This is a genomic window from Effusibacillus consociatus, assembly GCF_042652925.1.
Lineage (GTDB): Bacteria > Bacillota > Bacilli > Tumebacillales > Effusibacillaceae > Effusibacillus > Effusibacillus consociatus.
The window spans coordinates 1-15,088 of sequence record NZ_JBHSHC010000138.1; the positions used below are offsets into that span (position 1 = coordinate 1).

Annotated in this window: 22 protein-coding genes; 12 read left to right on the top strand and 10 right to left on the bottom strand. The window is 46.9% G+C overall.

Annotation, left to right across the window (positions count from 1 at the left end; all coding sequences use genetic code 11):
* From ACFO8Q_RS19600 to ACFO8Q_RS19625, 6 genes are all read left to right on the top strand, one after another.
* Positions 1-442 (top strand): hypothetical protein (locus ACFO8Q_RS19600; protein WP_380028230.1); only part of this gene is annotated, 442 nt, incomplete at its 5' end.
* Positions 443-905: 463 nt separating this feature from the next.
* A complete protein-coding gene (locus ACFO8Q_RS19605; RefSeq protein ID WP_380028232.1) occupies positions 906-1,436 on the top strand; it encodes a YeeE/YedE thiosulfate transporter family protein in 531 nt (176 codons plus the stop codon).
* Entirely contained in the window at positions 1,417-1,797 is a 381-nt protein-coding gene (locus ACFO8Q_RS19610) for a M23 family metallopeptidase (RefSeq protein WP_380028234.1), read from the top strand. The genes ACFO8Q_RS19605 and ACFO8Q_RS19610 overlap by 20 nt, the downstream gene beginning before the upstream one ends.
* Before the next feature lie 36 nt (positions 1,798-1,833).
* On the top strand, positions 1,834-2,481 hold the full coding sequence (locus tag ACFO8Q_RS19615; protein ID WP_380028236.1) for a hypothetical protein: 648 nt from the start codon (positions 1,834-1,836) through the stop codon (positions 2,479-2,481).
* 512 nt (positions 2,482-2,993) lie between these two features.
* Positions 2,994-3,344 (top strand): hypothetical protein, encoded by a 351-nt coding sequence (locus ACFO8Q_RS19620; RefSeq protein WP_380028238.1) that lies wholly within the window; start codon positions 2,994-2,996, stop codon positions 3,342-3,344.
* A gap of 374 nt (positions 3,345-3,718) precedes the next feature.
* Positions 3,719-4,552, top strand: coding sequence for a DegV family protein (locus ACFO8Q_RS19625; RefSeq protein WP_380028240.1), 834 nt, complete (start codon positions 3,719-3,721; stop codon positions 4,550-4,552).
* Between the two features lie 62 nt (positions 4,553-4,614).
* Here ACFO8Q_RS19625 and leuD read toward each other — a convergent pair whose 3' ends face one another.
* A complete protein-coding gene (gene leuD, locus ACFO8Q_RS19630; protein ID WP_380028242.1) occupies positions 4,615-5,205 on the bottom strand; it encodes a 3-isopropylmalate dehydratase small subunit in 591 nt (196 codons plus the stop codon).
* Between the two features lie 13 nt (positions 5,206-5,218).
* On the bottom strand, positions 5,219-6,625 hold the full coding sequence (gene leuC / locus ACFO8Q_RS19635; RefSeq protein ID WP_380028244.1) for a 3-isopropylmalate dehydratase large subunit: 1,407 nt from the start codon (positions 6,623-6,625) through the stop codon (positions 5,219-5,221).
* 124 nt (positions 6,626-6,749) lie between these two features.
* On the opposite strand from leuC, the gene ACFO8Q_RS19640 reads away from it, so the two are divergent.
* The 3 genes from ACFO8Q_RS19640 (at position 6,750) to ACFO8Q_RS19650 (ending at position 8,940) form a co-directional block, all read left to right on the top strand.
* Positions 6,750-7,670 (top strand): DMT family transporter, encoded by a 921-nt coding sequence (locus ACFO8Q_RS19640; protein ID WP_380028246.1) that lies wholly within the window; start codon positions 6,750-6,752, stop codon positions 7,668-7,670.
* Between the two features lies 1 nt (position 7,671).
* Positions 7,672-8,577: a LysR family transcriptional regulator gene (locus ACFO8Q_RS19645; protein WP_380028249.1), complete on the top strand. Its 906-nt coding sequence runs from the start codon at positions 7,672-7,674 to the stop codon at positions 8,575-8,577.
* A gap of 93 nt (positions 8,578-8,670) precedes the next feature.
* Positions 8,671-8,940 carry a hypothetical protein gene (locus tag ACFO8Q_RS19650; protein WP_380028251.1) on the top strand — a complete coding sequence of 90 codons (270 nt, stop codon included), beginning with the start codon at positions 8,671-8,673 and terminating at the stop codon, positions 8,938-8,940.
* 84 nt (positions 8,941-9,024) lie between these two features.
* Here the strand turns inward: ACFO8Q_RS19650 and ACFO8Q_RS19655 are convergent, their stop codons facing one another.
* Positions 9,025-10,536: a S8 family serine peptidase gene (locus ACFO8Q_RS19655; protein WP_380028253.1), complete on the bottom strand. Its 1,512-nt coding sequence runs from the start codon at positions 10,534-10,536 to the stop codon at positions 9,025-9,027.
* Positions 10,537-10,714: 178 nt separating this feature from the next.
* Complete coding sequence (locus ACFO8Q_RS19660; protein ID WP_380028255.1) at positions 10,715-11,143, bottom strand: DUF2269 family protein; 429 nt, start codon at positions 11,141-11,143, stop codon at positions 10,715-10,717.
* 152 nt (positions 11,144-11,295) lie between these two features.
* Between ACFO8Q_RS19660 and ACFO8Q_RS19665 the strand changes: the two genes are divergently transcribed.
* Both ACFO8Q_RS19665 and ACFO8Q_RS19670 read left to right on the top strand, forming a co-directional pair.
* Positions 11,296-11,466: a hypothetical protein gene (locus tag ACFO8Q_RS19665; protein ID WP_380028257.1), complete on the top strand. Its 171-nt coding sequence runs from the start codon at positions 11,296-11,298 to the stop codon at positions 11,464-11,466.
* Between the two features lie 82 nt (positions 11,467-11,548).
* On the top strand, positions 11,549-12,049 hold the full coding sequence (locus ACFO8Q_RS19670) for a hypothetical protein (RefSeq protein ID WP_380028259.1): 501 nt from the start codon (positions 11,549-11,551) through the stop codon (positions 12,047-12,049).
* 57 nt (positions 12,050-12,106) lie between these two features.
* Here ACFO8Q_RS19670 and rplT read toward each other — a convergent pair whose 3' ends face one another.
* The 5 genes from rplT to rpsF all read right to left on the bottom strand — a co-directional run bounded on the left by rplT (position 12,107) and on the right by rpsF (position 13,923).
* Positions 12,107-12,454: a 50S ribosomal protein L20 gene (rplT, locus tag ACFO8Q_RS19675; protein WP_380028261.1), complete on the bottom strand. Its 348-nt coding sequence runs from the start codon at positions 12,452-12,454 to the stop codon at positions 12,107-12,109.
* A gap of 22 nt (positions 12,455-12,476) precedes the next feature.
* The gene (gene rpmI / locus ACFO8Q_RS19680) at positions 12,477-12,674 is read right to left on the bottom strand and encodes a 50S ribosomal protein L35 (protein WP_380028264.1); all 198 of its coding nucleotides are present in this window, start codon (positions 12,672-12,674) and stop codon (positions 12,477-12,479) included.
* 7 nt (positions 12,675-12,681) lie between these two features.
* A complete protein-coding gene (gene infC, locus ACFO8Q_RS19685; RefSeq protein ID WP_380028276.1) occupies positions 12,682-13,200 on the bottom strand; it encodes a translation initiation factor IF-3 in 519 nt (172 codons plus the stop codon).
* A 173-nt stretch (positions 13,201-13,373) separates the two neighbouring features.
* The gene (rpsR, locus tag ACFO8Q_RS19690; protein WP_380028268.1) at positions 13,374-13,610 is read right to left on the bottom strand and encodes a 30S ribosomal protein S18; all 237 of its coding nucleotides are present in this window, start codon (positions 13,608-13,610) and stop codon (positions 13,374-13,376) included.
* 25 nt (positions 13,611-13,635) lie between these two features.
* A complete protein-coding gene (rpsF, locus tag ACFO8Q_RS19695; RefSeq protein WP_380028270.1) occupies positions 13,636-13,923 on the bottom strand; it encodes a 30S ribosomal protein S6 in 288 nt (95 codons plus the stop codon).
* A gap of 271 nt (positions 13,924-14,194) precedes the next feature.
* On the opposite strand from rpsF, the gene ACFO8Q_RS19700 reads away from it, so the two are divergent.
* On the top strand, positions 14,195-14,380 hold the full coding sequence (locus ACFO8Q_RS19700; RefSeq protein WP_380028272.1) for a cold-inducible protein YdjO-related protein: 186 nt from the start codon (positions 14,195-14,197) through the stop codon (positions 14,378-14,380).
* 70 nt (positions 14,381-14,450) lie between these two features.
* On the opposite strand, the gene ACFO8Q_RS19705 is transcribed toward ACFO8Q_RS19700, so the two are convergent.
* Positions 14,451-15,088, bottom strand: a 638-nt coding sequence (locus ACFO8Q_RS19705) for a biotin transporter BioY (RefSeq protein WP_380028274.1), incomplete at its 5' end; no start/stop codon positions are given.

Here is a 15,088-nt window from a genome sequence, read left to right on the forward strand (position 1 = left end):
TAAAATCGGTCGTTTAATCTTACATATTATGGATTATCGTGTGTTGTTGCATTTATTCTTGCAATTTAAGAAACAAAAATTTTGCGTTTTATGGTTAACTTTTTGTTTACTTACCGGGTGTCAGAGTGGTAATGTGGAACGGTTTAAAGGTGAAAGTGAACACTGGTCGGGCGATTTTAGGCTTGATATGGCAACAAAGGATATTGGCAAAGAAACATTTACACTAAAATATAAAAAAACGGATGTAAAATCTGTAAAAAATATTAAATACTCCCTTGAGGGTCCTCATATAGCTTCCGGAGGAACAGAGAAGAATCTACCTGAAAATGGAAAGATCGTGAGTTATATAGGCGGATCCGAACATCCCCTCGGCAATGCAGTTCTTAAAGTTAAAGTAGAGTGGAATGGACAAACTGAAGAATTCGATATGGTTAAACAGTAGGTTTTTCGGATTTGACATTTATCATAGTGGAGACTTCTCCATCTCAAGGCTTTTGACAAAGACATTGTCTCAGCCTTTATTTTTACAATAAAGGGATGAACGGATTTGTCTTATGAGGAGAGGATGCATGTTTTGTCGGGTTACGGAAAAGCATATCCGTATGAGTTCCGTTTTCATAGAAGAAGATTTGGTTCCTCAAGACCATCTCTTTGCAGAAGATTCACCTCTACATGATTTTTTCTTCATGAAAGAAAAAGTAAAACCTACTGCTTTCGAGGACAACGTCATCTCTAGACACTACTGTTCGAAAGCTTTTATTCTTCTCTTCCTGCAATTGTTTCAATGATACTACTTTCGGCGTGTGCCCGAACTTCAACGAATCCCATTTCAAAAGAACCGATTGCCAAACCCCAATCAACTCAAGAGTTGGCAGTTGGTCATGGCATGGGGGATGCCCCTCCTGATGACGATCCCGTTAACAACAAGCCGGTCGGTCATGGCTCGGGCTCTGGCAGTGGGAATTTTGGTTGCCGCTTTGGCAACGGCGGTCTTCCTGTTTGCAGGAGTGAAACCGAATATACAATGGGCAAGTCCGGGAGCGCTTGTAGGCGGATTGTTGTTCGGAATCGGGATTGTAATTGCCGGGGGTTGTGAAACCGGCTGGATGTACCGTGTCGTAGGCGGTCAGGTTCAGTTTCTGATCGTCGGAATTGGGAATATTGTCGGTGCGACGTTCCTTGCCTGGGGGTGGGATCGCCTGAATATCTACAATACTTTTCAAAACGGATGGCCCAAGATCAATATGGATATGCGGGAGCATACGACACTACGCAGAATTATACATTTGTATGGAGATTCTATCCGGAGTTGGCCTGGCCGGTTCCTGGTAGCAATTATATTTCCAGCGGTTTTAATGATCCAACTAGAACGAATCACAAGGGAACCGATATTTCTTTCAAGAATCATGGGGATTAATGCAATCTTGGAACTATGAAATTCAAGCGATTAAAACAGGGGACGTTGTGGATCGAGCTGATAATACGGATTCAAGAGGATATACCGTTACGATTGACCACGGCTATCAAAATGGAAAACGTGTATTTGCAAGATACTTGCACTTCGATTCTGCTCCACTGGTTGCAAAATTCAGTACAGTTTCCCAATATCAACGAATTGGTTGGATGGGAAGCACAGGCGATTCGACCGGTAAACACCTGCACATTGATTTTAACACGTATTCAAGTCCTTATCCGAACGACAATCGTTATGATCCCATGACTCTTCTTACGCAACCTCATGTGAATGAGATCACCGATTACTGGGAAAAGAACAGTGGTTATAAGTATTCGAAATAAAACCATGCTTGAATACAATCTAGGGAGGTTTGTTTCATGAAAAAGAGTCTTGTAATTCCCGCGATCCTATCCTTGGCTGTACTGGCGGGATGTGGGCAAACGGCTGACCCCTCACAGAAAACGACGTCGGATATCCATCAACATCAACCAGCTCAAGGCGGTAGTGGTGGCACGGTAGACGACGGAAAATACCCTGTTGCTCCTGATCACAAAAACAACACCAAGTTTAAGGACAATCTGCTCGCGAAAAAAGCGGCCCCCTTCCCCGGTGAAAAGGCATCTGCTGAAGAGATCTGGAAGTGGACCAATGATCTGGAAGTCATGTATCAATACGCGATGTATGGTCAACAAAGTTCCTTTACGAAGGAACAAAAACAGGCGTTGGATGAATGGCTGACTCAGTATTACGGAACAGAATTCAAAAACAAGCGACTGCAGGCGTTGGAGCCAGTTGAAGGTGGATACCGCATCGTCAATTTCGCAAAGGTAAATGATTTCAACGCCAAGAAAGAGTTCATTCAAAGCATTGACAGTTTGGATCTAAAAACAGACGGCAAGAAGAACCTGGTGTTGACCGCCAAATTGACGGTTGACAAGGACCAACCCATCGAAGTTGTCTATACGTACGGCAAAGAAGACGGAAAATGGAAGATCGTTGCCTACAACTTCAAATTGATTCCCTAAGAGATGGTACCTCGGAGATGATCCGGGGTAACTCATTTGAATGTCTGCTCAATAGGCAAAGTTGATTGTTGACGATGGCGCTTACAACAGTTGAAAAATACAGCATGGGAAGATTAACATGGAAAGTTCTCTCATTGTGATAGCGCCTCCGCACGCCAACGAAGTAACTGACTATTGGGACAAGAATTCATCGTTAAAGCAGTAAAAAAAATTACACAAGGAGTGACTATCCTATAAAACGTGTGATTCTTCCCGTGTTGATCTCTATGCTTGCATTAATGGCATGTGGGTCAACTGCAACTAATCCTAATACAGCACCGCCCGTCTCAAAAACTCAACCGATCCAAGAGGCATCAAAAGGTATCGGGGGCCTCTCCTGATGATGCTGCAGTTAGCGAGCAAGACAAGATTAATCCGAAATTTGGTGAGCGACTCAAAATTCCTTCCCAGTTCACAAAGGAAAACGGTACTGCAAAAGAGGTATGGGTACATGCCCTTGAAAAAACGTATGAGTGGGGAATGTTGTCACAACTGACTTACACGGAAGAGCAGAAAATAAACTCGATCAATGGCTGAGTGAGTTTTTGGGGGAAGAATTGAAAAACAAAAGATTGAAACGGGCGTTGAAACCTGTGGAGGACGGATGTCGTAGTGACTCTGGACGCGTAGATGACTTCCCTTTTGATGATTTCATGATTCAAAGTGTCGATAAGCTTGACTTGCAAACACCTTTTAAGACAAAGTTAATTCTAACAGCTAACCTCACAGTTGTTCAAGACACCAAAATAAGTGTCGCTTATACGTTAGAAAAAATCCAAGGTAAATGGAAATTAACGGACTATAGCTTTAAAATGCTAACCTAAGTTTCTGCCCCCGGATTAAAATCCGGGGTTCTGCCGTTTCACTTAGGTGATTCATCCGATCAGGTGATCAAAGCATTAGGAAATAACTGCAAAGAAGAAATAATCCTAGAAGACCGATCGATTATGTATATGGAAGTATAAAGAGGTTGAGGTATACTTTCATCTTGTATCTAAATATAAGGAACCATCAATTCAAACTCTAGAGAGGATTCGTTTTAGTAAACAGTCGGATCATCGATTGATTGAAGAAATACCCGGTCAAATGCTCGGGTATTTTATATTCTACTCAACTTCAATCGACATACTTGCATTTTATGCGAGAGTTCAGCAATAATTAAGAGAATTGAATCAATTTGATGGGGGGAGATCGACTTTTGACGAAAATCGCATGGATTACAGACAGCACTTCCGGTCTTACACAGGAAGAAGCTGCAAAACACAATATCTTTTGTGTTCCCCTGATCGTACTATTTGGTGAGGAAAGTTATCGGGATGGCGTTGACATCACGATTGAACAATTTTATTCCCGTATTGAAAAGGGTGAACTGCCCAAAACCTCTCAACCGTCCGTTGGGGATTTTGTTGCCCTGTACAAAGAACTGAAAAGAAAAGGCTATGAAAAAGGAATCGCCGTTCATCTGTCATCCAAATTGAGCGGAACTCACAACACCTCCCAAATGGCGGCCGAAATGGCAGGATTTGAGGTTGAAGTCATCGATTCCAAGATCACATCCTATCCAATTATTCAAATGCTCTTGGACGGGAAAAGACTCGAAGAAGAAGGAAAAAGTTTTGATGAAATTGTCTCCTTTCTCCGTGAGTACCCTGACAGAATAAGCACCTATGTAATTCTTGACAACCTGGAATATGTACATAGGGGTGGGCGGATGAACGCAGCGCAATATATTCTGGGCAGCCTTCTTCAGGTGAAACCGATTCTATACTTTCCGGATGGCAGCGTCGGGGTATTCGAAAAGGTAAGAACGTTCAAAAAAGCAAAGAATCGAATTTTTGAACTGCTTTCAGAGTTTTCTTCTGACAATCTTCGTCTTTGTGTCGCTCATACGAACGTAGTTGATCAGGCGTTTCAGTGGAAAAAAGAAATTAAAGAGCGTTTTTCCAATTTCTCAGTTACTGTGGCAGACCTTGGACCTGTGATCGGTGTTCATGGGGGCCCGGGAACAATAGGACTGACTTGGATTCGATAAACGTAAAGGTGAAAAAGCCACCCGGCTGAACTGGGTTCAGTCAGGTGGCTTTTTGATTGCGATTATTTCGCGAGTTGCTCCTCGTAAGCAGTGATCTTATCTTCATATTGGAGGGTGATGCCGATATCATCGAGCCCCTTCAATAAAAGTTCACGGCGATAGGGATCCACTTCAAAAGAAGCGGAGAAACCTTCGTTATCGCTCACGACCTGATTTTCAAGATCAACTGTCAGCTGATACCCTTCAGTCGCCACAGTACGGGCAAACAGGGTGTCAATGTCTGACTGATCCAGACGAATTGGCAGAATGCCATTTTTAAAGCAGTTGTTATAGAAAATGTCTGCAAAAGATGGTGCGATAATCACGCGGAAGCCGTAGTCGAGCAGGGACCAAGGTGCATGCTCGCGGGAAGAACCGCAACCGAAGTTTTGTTGAGCTAACAGAATGGATGCTCCATTGTACCGCGGTTTATTCAGCTCGAAATCGGGATTCGGGCTCCCGTCCAGGTCAAAACGCCACTCGTAGAAGAGAAATTGGCCAAACCCTGTCCGTTCGATCCGCTTCAAAAATTGCTTCGGGATGATCGCGTCCGTATCGACGTTCACACGATCCAAAGGTGCCACAATGCCTGTATGTTTTACAAAAGGTTCCATTTTTGTCCCTCCCTTATTCCCAGTTGCGGACGTCTACGAAGCGTCCTGCAACGGCTGCTGCAGCTGCCATAGGAGGCGAAACGAGGTGGGTCCGCCCGCCGCGTCCCTGGCGTCCTTCAAAGTTCCGGTTTGAAGTGGAGGCACACCGTTCACCTGGCTCCAATACGTCCGGATTCATTGCAAGGCACATACTGCACCCCGGTTCTCTCCATTCAAAACCAGCTTCGATAAAGATTTGGTGCAAACCTTCCTGTTCCGCTTGCTCTTTTACGCGGTAGGAACCAGGAACGACCATTGCATGGACATGCTCGGACACTTTCTTGCCTTTCACCACTTGGGCTGCGATCCGAAGATCTTCAATTCGGCTGTTGGTGCAGGATCCAATAAATACACGATCAATCTTGATGTCAGTCAGCGGAGTACCCGGCTTCAGGTCCATATAAGCCAGTGCAGCTTCGGCCGCTTTACGATCCGCAGCGGAAGAGAAATCTGCCGGATTGGGAACTTGACCGGTAATGTCGGTCCCCATGCCCGGACTGGTACCCCACGTTACCTGAGGAACGAGCGTTGTGGCATCGAACTCGACTACCACGTCGTAAGAAGCACCTTCGTCTGTCTTCAGTTCGTTCCATTTTGCAACTGCCTTCTCAAACTCATCGCCTTGTGGAGCGTATTGACGGCCGCGGAGATAAGAATATGTCGTTTCGTCCGGAGCGATCAGACCTGCCCGTGCACCCGCTTCAATCGACATGTTGCACACAGTCATTCGTTCTTCCATCGACAGCGAACGGATCGCTTCCCCGGTATATTCAAGCACATATCCGGTACCAAAATCGGTTCCGTATTTCGCGATAATTCCAAGAATCAAATCTTTTGCCGTAACGCCGAGCGGAAGTTTTCCGACTACACGGACTTCCATTGTTTTCGGCTTCGATTGAGACAGACATTGGGTGGCCAGAACATGTTCCACTTCGCTGGTACCGATTCCAAACGCAAGTGCGCCAAACGCACCGTGAGTGGACGTATGACTGTCACCGCATACGATTGTCATTCCAGGATGTGTCAATCCGAGCTCAGGTCCGACCACGTGAACGATCCCTTGGTCAGGGCTGTGGAGGTCTGCGAGACGGATTCCGAACTCTTCACAGTTTCGTGAGAGAGTTTCCATCTGCTGCTTTGAGATTGGATCTGCGATTGGCAAACTGCGGTCAGTAGTCGGAACGTTGTGATCCATTACCGCAAATGTCCGATCCGGCCGGCGCACTTTCCGGCCAGCCATGCGGAGACCGTCAAATGCCTGCGGTGACGTTACTTCGTGCACCAAATGAAGATCAATATACAAGATGCTTGGTTTACCTTGTTCGGCATGAATTACATGGTTGTCCCAAATCTTTTCAAATAACGTGCGTGGAGCTGCCATTCTCCTTCCCCCATTCCAATCTTGTTTGTATCTTATTAATGTTGTACCATGGATATATTAATAGCTCAAATATATAGTTATTATTAAAAATATAGATATTACCTATAATGAGGGGGAGAGCTGGATGGGCAAGTATCGAGCTTGGCTGCTGTTAGTGTTCTGTAATTTATTTTGGGCGGGAAATTATGTTTTTGGCAAGTATGTCATTGAAGAAGTACCTCCGCTGTGGATCACTTTCTCACGCTGGTTACTGGCACTTTTCCTGTTGTTTCCGATTGCTTGGTTTTTGGAAAAACCGGATTGGAAGAAGGCCGGCCAAGCATGGCTCCCATTGGTGGGAATGGGGATATTGGGCGGGATAGGTTATAACCTGCTGTTGTATTCCGCGCTGGAATACACTACTGCAACGAATGCAGCATTGGTCAGTGCGTTAAATCCTGCTGTGATTGTGCTATTTTCGGTTCTTCTGCTGGGGGAGAGGATTTCCACCACCCAGTTTGCAGGTTTTGTTGTTTCTTTGGTTGGGGTACTGGTCATCTTGACAAAGGGAAGTCTAGGACAAATATTTGACGCCGATTACAACCGGGGAGATCTGCTGATGGTTGCATCTGTCGTGGTTTGGACGTTTTATTCGATTATCGGAAAGCGGTTGGGGAACATTCCGCCTATTACAGCCACTGCAGTCTCCACTCTCTTCGCTGTTTTGATTATGGCACCTTTCGCGCTGGCACAAGGTATTGATCTAACGGGAATCGGTCCGCTCGCAGTAACGGGTATCTTGTACATGGTGATTTTCCCGTCAGTGGGTTCATTCGTTTTCTGGAATATGTCCGTTCGGGCCATCGGTGCCAGTCAAGCAGGAATCTTTTTGAATTTTATTCCCGTGTTTACAGCCATCATTAGCGTAATCCTCGGGGAAGAGATTACCGGGACGCAGATCTGGGGAGGACTGCTTGTATTCGCGGGTGTGTACCTGACGTCCGGCATGTTGGATCGCAGATGGACAAGGGCAGCGGAAACCTATCAGAAAGCGGGGAGTGCGTAAAATGGAATTTCGACAATTGCAGTATGCCATTAAAGTTGCGGAAGAACGTAGTTTTTCACGCGCAGCCGAAAAATTGCACATCGCCCAACCCTCGCTGAGTCAGCAAATTCTGAAGTTGGAACAGCAGCTTGGAGTGAAACTGTTTGACCGTACGACTACTCCCTTGGAAATCACTTACGCGGGGGAACGGTTTGTCGAAACAGCAGGTCGAATTCTTGACTTAACAGACCAATTGCGACGAGAGATGGAAGATGTCGCAGATCTGAAAAAGGGGCGTCTGGTCATAGGCAGTCTGCCAATCACGGGGGCCCATGTTTTGCCGGCCGTCCTGCCGATTTTTCAACAACAATTTCCCGGTATTGAAGTGGTTCTTGTGGAAGACACAACCGCTAACCTGGAAGAGTTAACGGCAAAAGGAAAAACCGATTTCACACTGCTTACCCTGCCCCTTCAAGATCAGACATTGGTATATGAACCGATTTTGACAGAAGAGATTTTACTGGCGGTTCCCTCTGATCATCCATTGGCGGAACAGACCGGATCACGTGTAAATTTATTGTCACTCGAGGATGAACCATTTATCCTGTTAAAACGCGGACAGGGCTTTCGTCATATCGCGTTTGAAATCTGCCGGAGAGCGGGTTTTGAACCGAATGTCGCATTTGAAAGCACGAATATTGAAATGGTGCAATCGCTGGTGGCGGCAGGAATGGGTCTTTCATTTGTTCCGGAGATGGTGGCAAGATCCGGCTGGGCTCCGGTGAAGCCAATCTATTTATCGATCGAAATTCCGGCGCCCACCAGAACATTGGTGGTTGCTTATCGTGAAGGAAGGTATTTGTCCCGACCGGCACTGGAATTTATTCAAATCATGAAAAGAACATTGTCGAACAACTCTTGGTTTTGATACGTTTTGTGTTGAATTTAAACAGATCTATTGTTAAAATACGTATCAAACAACAAGGTCAGACCGGAAGTAAAAACCTGAGGGAGCGGTAACATGGAAAAGCTTTTGGAACAAATCTTGGGGGAAGTAAAGGAACTCGTGCAAGACATGGAAGAGTTCAAACAAGAGGTTCGGCAGGAGATGCACCAGGTGAAACTCGAAATCCGTTGCGAAGTGGGGAAGCAGCGTGACCAGAACAACAACCGCTTCGAATTCTTGCATCAACAAATGGTGAAGCTCCATGACATGGCGAGATCTATCAAACGGGATACGCTCCTGATCTATTTGGGAAACAAACTCGAAAACAAACTCAGGCTGAAGTGATCTAAATCCGTGAAAGAGCTTGGCGACGACGCCAAGCTCTTGGTTTCACTATTTCATGATCCACTGCTGATCGGTTCGATACCGCTATTTCTTGATATTCAGCAGGGCGTTGTAAATGTTGGCTTCGCCCGCACCGAACAGCTCGTCAGTTCCAGGTTTTCCATAATCATTCGCAGTCTGGCTGATGAGGGCTGCCACCTGGGAAGGTGTCAATTCAGGCTCAGCCGCTTTAATGACTCCCGCAATGCCTGCGACTTTCGGGGACGCCATCGAAGTGCCGTGCAGCAGGGCGTAGCTTCTGAGATTGGATGTAAAGTAAGGCTCCAGATAAGTCGGCCAAGTGCTAAGGGTACGGTAGTGGAAATCGCGCTTCATCAGGTCGCGGGTCTCATCGTAAACCGGGCCGTTGTCGCCGCCCGGTGCAGCTACACTGATGGAGCGGGCTCCGTAGTTCGAATAAAATGCAATCTTCTCAGCAGACCATTTATTGGAAGACGATACGGTAATTACGCCTGGAATCTGGCCGGGAACTTCAATCGAAGCTCCTTTGAATTGGAATCCCAGGTATCCGTATTCGGCGTTCATGTAGTCTGTTATTTCGGTTGGGTTATTCAGATTGAGGGACTCATTGCCGGCAGCCACTACAACAGTTACGTTTTTATTGACCGCATATTGAACGGCGCGTTTCCACAGGACCATATCGGCCGCATCCGAATAGGAACCGGTATTCTGATAAGTATATCGTGAAATCGCATCAAAGCCCCCGAGGGACATGTTAATGACATCGACTTTGTCGTCAGCCGCCTGAATCATTGCATCGACAATCCAAGAGGTAGGAGCTCCTGCATTTTCAGGGAATACCCGATACGCTCGGATTCCGAGGTTTGGGCCGATCCCTTTTACCTTCCCGTTTCCTGCGATAGAACCCGCCACGTGGGTTCCGTGTCCATCCCTGTCGCGGATGTCGGTCGGATCCCCTTTTTCACTGGGATCTATTCCCGCCGGTACGAAGTTGCCCCCGCCAAGCAAGTTTCCCTTAAGATCCGGATGATCAGGGTCGATTCCGGTGTCGATTACCCCCACCACTGCCTTATGTGTCACGGTGCCGTTTGCGTTCTTGGCACCGCCTGTTTCGATGTTATACGAATCCCCATTATGGGTGACACGCTGTACATCCCATTGGTATTGCCAGTAGCTGTCGGTTTCATTCGGTTGGGGAATATCGGTGACCGGGAGACCGTCTGCGGCAGCAGGGTCAATCTTTTTATAGCCAAGTTTGTGTGTGATTTGTATATTGGCCGCTTGAATTCCCGCAACACCTTTCAAATTATCAAGAAAAGCGGGATTGCTGGATGCCGCTTCAAGCCCGCCGATTTCCGGCAAAGCTCGAAGCACTTTTCCGCCTGCCTCGGCAATAGTCGTCTCGTAATTGTGCGGAAGGTCTTTCTGGAAAGCAATCAAATAGGTTTTAGCCTGCGATGCTTTCACCGATGCACCGGCTGTGCTTTTAGATGCGGGAGCCGAGAAACCGGTCCCGACAAAAGCGCTAACCGCCAGTGCAGTCGTGAGTGCGGCAGCAGTAAGCGTGCGTTTCATTTGAAGTCCCCCTTCGCAATATGAAAATGTCCTACGAACAAACATATTCTCGATTTACTTGTAAATTCCTTTTTGAATAGAGCTGCAATTCAGACAATAGTTTTGTTAACAAGAGATTGCGGCAGTTTAATGAAGTCGTGAATAAATAAAAGCACTGGGAATCCAGTGCTTTTCAGGCTTAAAATGTGGGCTTCGTCATCATAAGCGTTCCAATTGACATGAGAAGGATAAATACGACTACTCCAACACAGAGATTCTCGATTCGCAGCTTTCGTAGTTCCTCGTGGGCATGGATTTTCTTACTGGCTGCGATTTCCTCCATCCCTCTAACAACCACTCGTTTGACCACCCAGAAAATGATCATGTAAATCAGCATCGAAACGAGCAGCCACATTTGCAGCAGATATTCGAGAGATGTGGTAAATACCATGGCCCCGCCTGTTAACCAAAGGCACCAGTTTGCAGCGGAGTCCATTTTTTTATAGCGCCCGAGGAATGACTGTACCTGCTCCACGTTTTTCAGACGCGGAATGAGAAAAAGTAATCCCAATTTGAAAGCCACCGCAAGCAAATGCAGTCCTAGTATCAGATAAAAAGCTATTTTCACGGCGGAGCGCCTCCTCCGAAATGGTTAGATTGTTCAGTCACAGCTGCTGTACAGCTATTGTACCAGATTGTGCGGCTGTTTGTAAGCTAGACCCTATTCAATTATTGAACTCCCGAGTACAATGGAAATAATTTGAAAGCGAGGTGGGTGGAATGGGACGGATTGGGTTGACTTCTTACGGAGGAGAAGCATTGTTTTCCATTTTGGCAGTCTGGCTGCTTCCGGCCGGAGCTGCGCAATTTAAGCTGATTCAAAAACTTCAGGCAACAAATCGGAAGCAAGTGGAGAGCCCCTCCGAGTGTGCCGCCGTCACTGTCGAGTAAAGATAGGCATTTGTCGTGGAACAGGGACATACGCCCGAAACATACCCTGTTACCGTTAGAAGAACAAAGGGGAGGAATTCGGGTGTATTTTAACTATGACTGGAGAGAGTTTTACGGGGGAATGCCCGGGGGATACCCGGGCGGGATGCCTGGGGGATATCCGGGTGGGATGCCCGGGGGATATCCGGGTGGGATGCCTGGGGGATATCCGGGTGGGATGCCTGGGGGGTATCCGGGAGCGATCCCCGGAGGAGCATATCCGGGAGGGATGCCTGGGGGATATCCAGGAGGGATTCCTGGAATGGGATATCCGGGTGGAATTCCTGGAATGGGATATCCGGGAGGAGGAATACCTGCCGGAGCAACACAGGCGTTGGCTCAGCAAGTGCTGGGTGAGGTTAGTCCCCTGGTCCAATATTTTATATTTGAGCAGGTGGTGGAAAAGGGAAGTCCCCGTCATGCGATCAGGGAAGTCGCAGCGATCGCTTTCCTGATGGGAAGATTCGGATTGACATTTCCCCAGGCCCGGCAAATCGTCGAGTCCTGGGAAACAGACGAGAAGTTTCCGGGATATGTGGAATAATAAAATGAAAGACCCCGACTGATTGAGTCAGGCGGGGTCTTTCGCTGAAAGAAGAGCTTACGCTTTTGCTTTTTCGCAAATGGATGCAAATGCTTCCTTATCATTCACAGCCAATTCAGCGAGCATCTTGCGGTTTACTTCGATGCCGGCTTTCTTGAGGCCGTTAATCAGCTTGCTGTAGGACAGACCGTTCACGCGAGCTTGTGCGTTGATACGGGTAATCCAGAGTTTGCGGAAATCACGCTTACGCTGACGACGGTCACGGAAAGCGTAGAGCAAGGATTTCATTACTTGGGCATTCGCGGTTTTAAACAGACGATGTTTGGAGCCGCGATAGCCGCGTGCGAGCTTTAAAACTTTTTTATGACGACGGCGAGTAACCGTACCACCTTTAACGCGAGGCATTGTATTTCAACTCCTTAGGAACTTAGATATAGGTAACAAGTTGTGCAATACGCTTTTGGTCGCCTTTGGAAACCAAAGCAGGCTTGCTCAGATGACGCTTTTGTTTTTCGGATTTGTTAGAGAACAAGTGACTGGTGTAAGCGTGAGAACGCTTCAGTTTACCGGAACCTGTGCGCTTGAAACGCTTGGCAGCAGCACGTTTGGTTTTCATTTTCGGCATGTTAGTTTCATCCCTTTCTTGGAGCAAGAATCATAATCATTTGACGCCCATCCATGTTCGGAGTACGTTCCACAAGAGCCAACTCGGAAGTCTCATTGATCATGCGTTCAAGCACTTTCTTTCCGATTTCCGTGTGTGTAATCTGACGGCCGCGGAAACGGATGGTGACCTTCACTTTGTCGCCATTCTGGAGAAATTTGACTGTGTTTCGGAGCTTGGTCTGGAAATCGTGCTCGTCGATGGTTGGTGACAGTCGGATCTCCTTGATGTTGATCACTTGCTGATTCTTGCGAGCCTCTTTTTCTTTCTTTTGTTGTTCGAACTTGTACTTCCCGTAGTCCATAATTTTACATACGGGGGGCTTTGCGGTCGGTGCGACGTTGACCAGATCCAAATTGCGTTCTTCTGCCAAATCGAGAGCCTTGCTTAAAGGCACAATGCCAAGCTGCTCTCCTTTTTCATCGATCAATCGCACTTCCCGTGCACGAATCTCCTCGTTGATCTGAACTTCTTGATCGCGACTAATAGTGAGTCACCTCCAAATAAATTAAGAAGCGGACGCATGAATGCGCCCGCGATGAAATACGAAACTTAACCGTATTACATGAGATTACCTGATCGCAACCGGCGGGCAGGTGAGAAGCGAGCGCCTCTACTTTATGATAACAATACAGAAACTTTGTTCAATTGTCAAGAATCTTAGCCTTCAACCGTATAAGGCAGAAGAGCGATAACACGTGCATTCTTGATTGCAACGGTTACCTGGCGCTGATGGTGAGCGCAGTTGCCGGAAATACGACGCGGAAGAATCTTGCCGCGTTCAGTAATGAAGCGGCTGAGACGATTCACGTCTTTGTAATCCACATGCTGCACTTTATCTACACAAAGTTTGCAAACTTTACGACGCTTGCCACGCTTTTTCTTAAAGTCGTTCATTGTTCAGTCTCCTTCCTCGTGAAAATTAGCGAGCCGATACAGTGGTCAGAATCCGAATCACTTCGTCGCTGATGCGAAGAACACGCTCGAGTTCCTGCGGCACTGTAGCTTCTGCTTTGTAGTTCAACTGTACATAGTAACCTTGCTTGAAACCTTCGATTTCGTAAGCAAGACGACGCTGACCGAGTTCGGTAACCTTTTCAATTTCGCCACCGTTGTCAGTGATGATTTTGTTGAACTTCTCCACGAGGGATTTGCGGGTTTCTTCGTCCAGATCCGGTTGAAGAATATACATGGTTTCGTACGCGCGCATAGTTTTACCTCCTTTTGGACTAATGACCCTCATCCGCCGATGAGAGTAAGGAATAGGACACAAGAATTAAGTATACGGGACGACAGCATAAAAATCAAGAGAAAAACAATTGTTTGTTGTTCGTCTGTGATATTGTCACCAGAAAAATTCGCACAAAATGTCGCGAGGTTGTGGTAGAGGTTTGAAAAATGTGGTATACTAATAACAACTTATGTCGGAGCGCAAGACGCGCTCCTTTTTTCGTCTATAGGCGTTATGGAGGTGGATTTCCGTGGCACGATTTTCTTATCAAAGAGAAGAAATTCCCATGCAAGTCACAGCTGTTTTCCAGTGCACCGAATGCCCAACATGGCAACGCGTTGACATGAAAGACGAGAACGAGAAGGACTGTCCGATCTGTGGGGCAAAGATGAGGATGGAAAACAAAGAACTGCCCGTACTTCGCAACCATATCTGATCCACTGCAATAAAAAGCGCCTGTCCCGCTTTGGGACGGGCGCTTTTCACCTCCTTGGACTGCCTGCTGATTAACGGGACAGGCTTCCCCCCGTGATACGCTCCGGCGGATACACACGCCAAACGGCTACTGTTACGCCCGCACAGATAAGGGCCTTGATCAAATCACCCGGAAGGAACGGCCACATACCAACAGCCAATGCTTTCTGTGCAGGGAACTGCAGCTTATAGGCAAGCCACGCCACACCGCTTGGATAAAGGAAAAGTGAACCGAACAAAAAGTTAATGCCAACCAATTTAACGAATGTAAACCGATCTTGCCTGATGCGCTGGGCAAAGTAACCAATTAAAAGTGCGGAGAACGGATATGCCCAAATGAAACCGCCGCTGGGCCCAAGAATTCTTGTAAGACCTGTTCCTCCTTTACCGGCAAGCACCGGAAGACCTGCCGCCAGGAGTCCTACTACCAATAAAACCGCGAGGAACCCATAACGTGCCCCCAATATGGAACCGGCGAGCATAATCCCGAGTGTTGCAAAGGTAATGGGTAAATACTGAAGTGGAATCTGCAAATAACTCAAAGCCATTATAATGGCCGCGAACAAGGCGCTAAAGACCAATCCGCGAATTGTCCATTTGTTCATTTTTATACCCATTCCTTTCGCTTCGCTCAAGGCACAAAACGGAATGAAATCCGTTAACCTTGAGC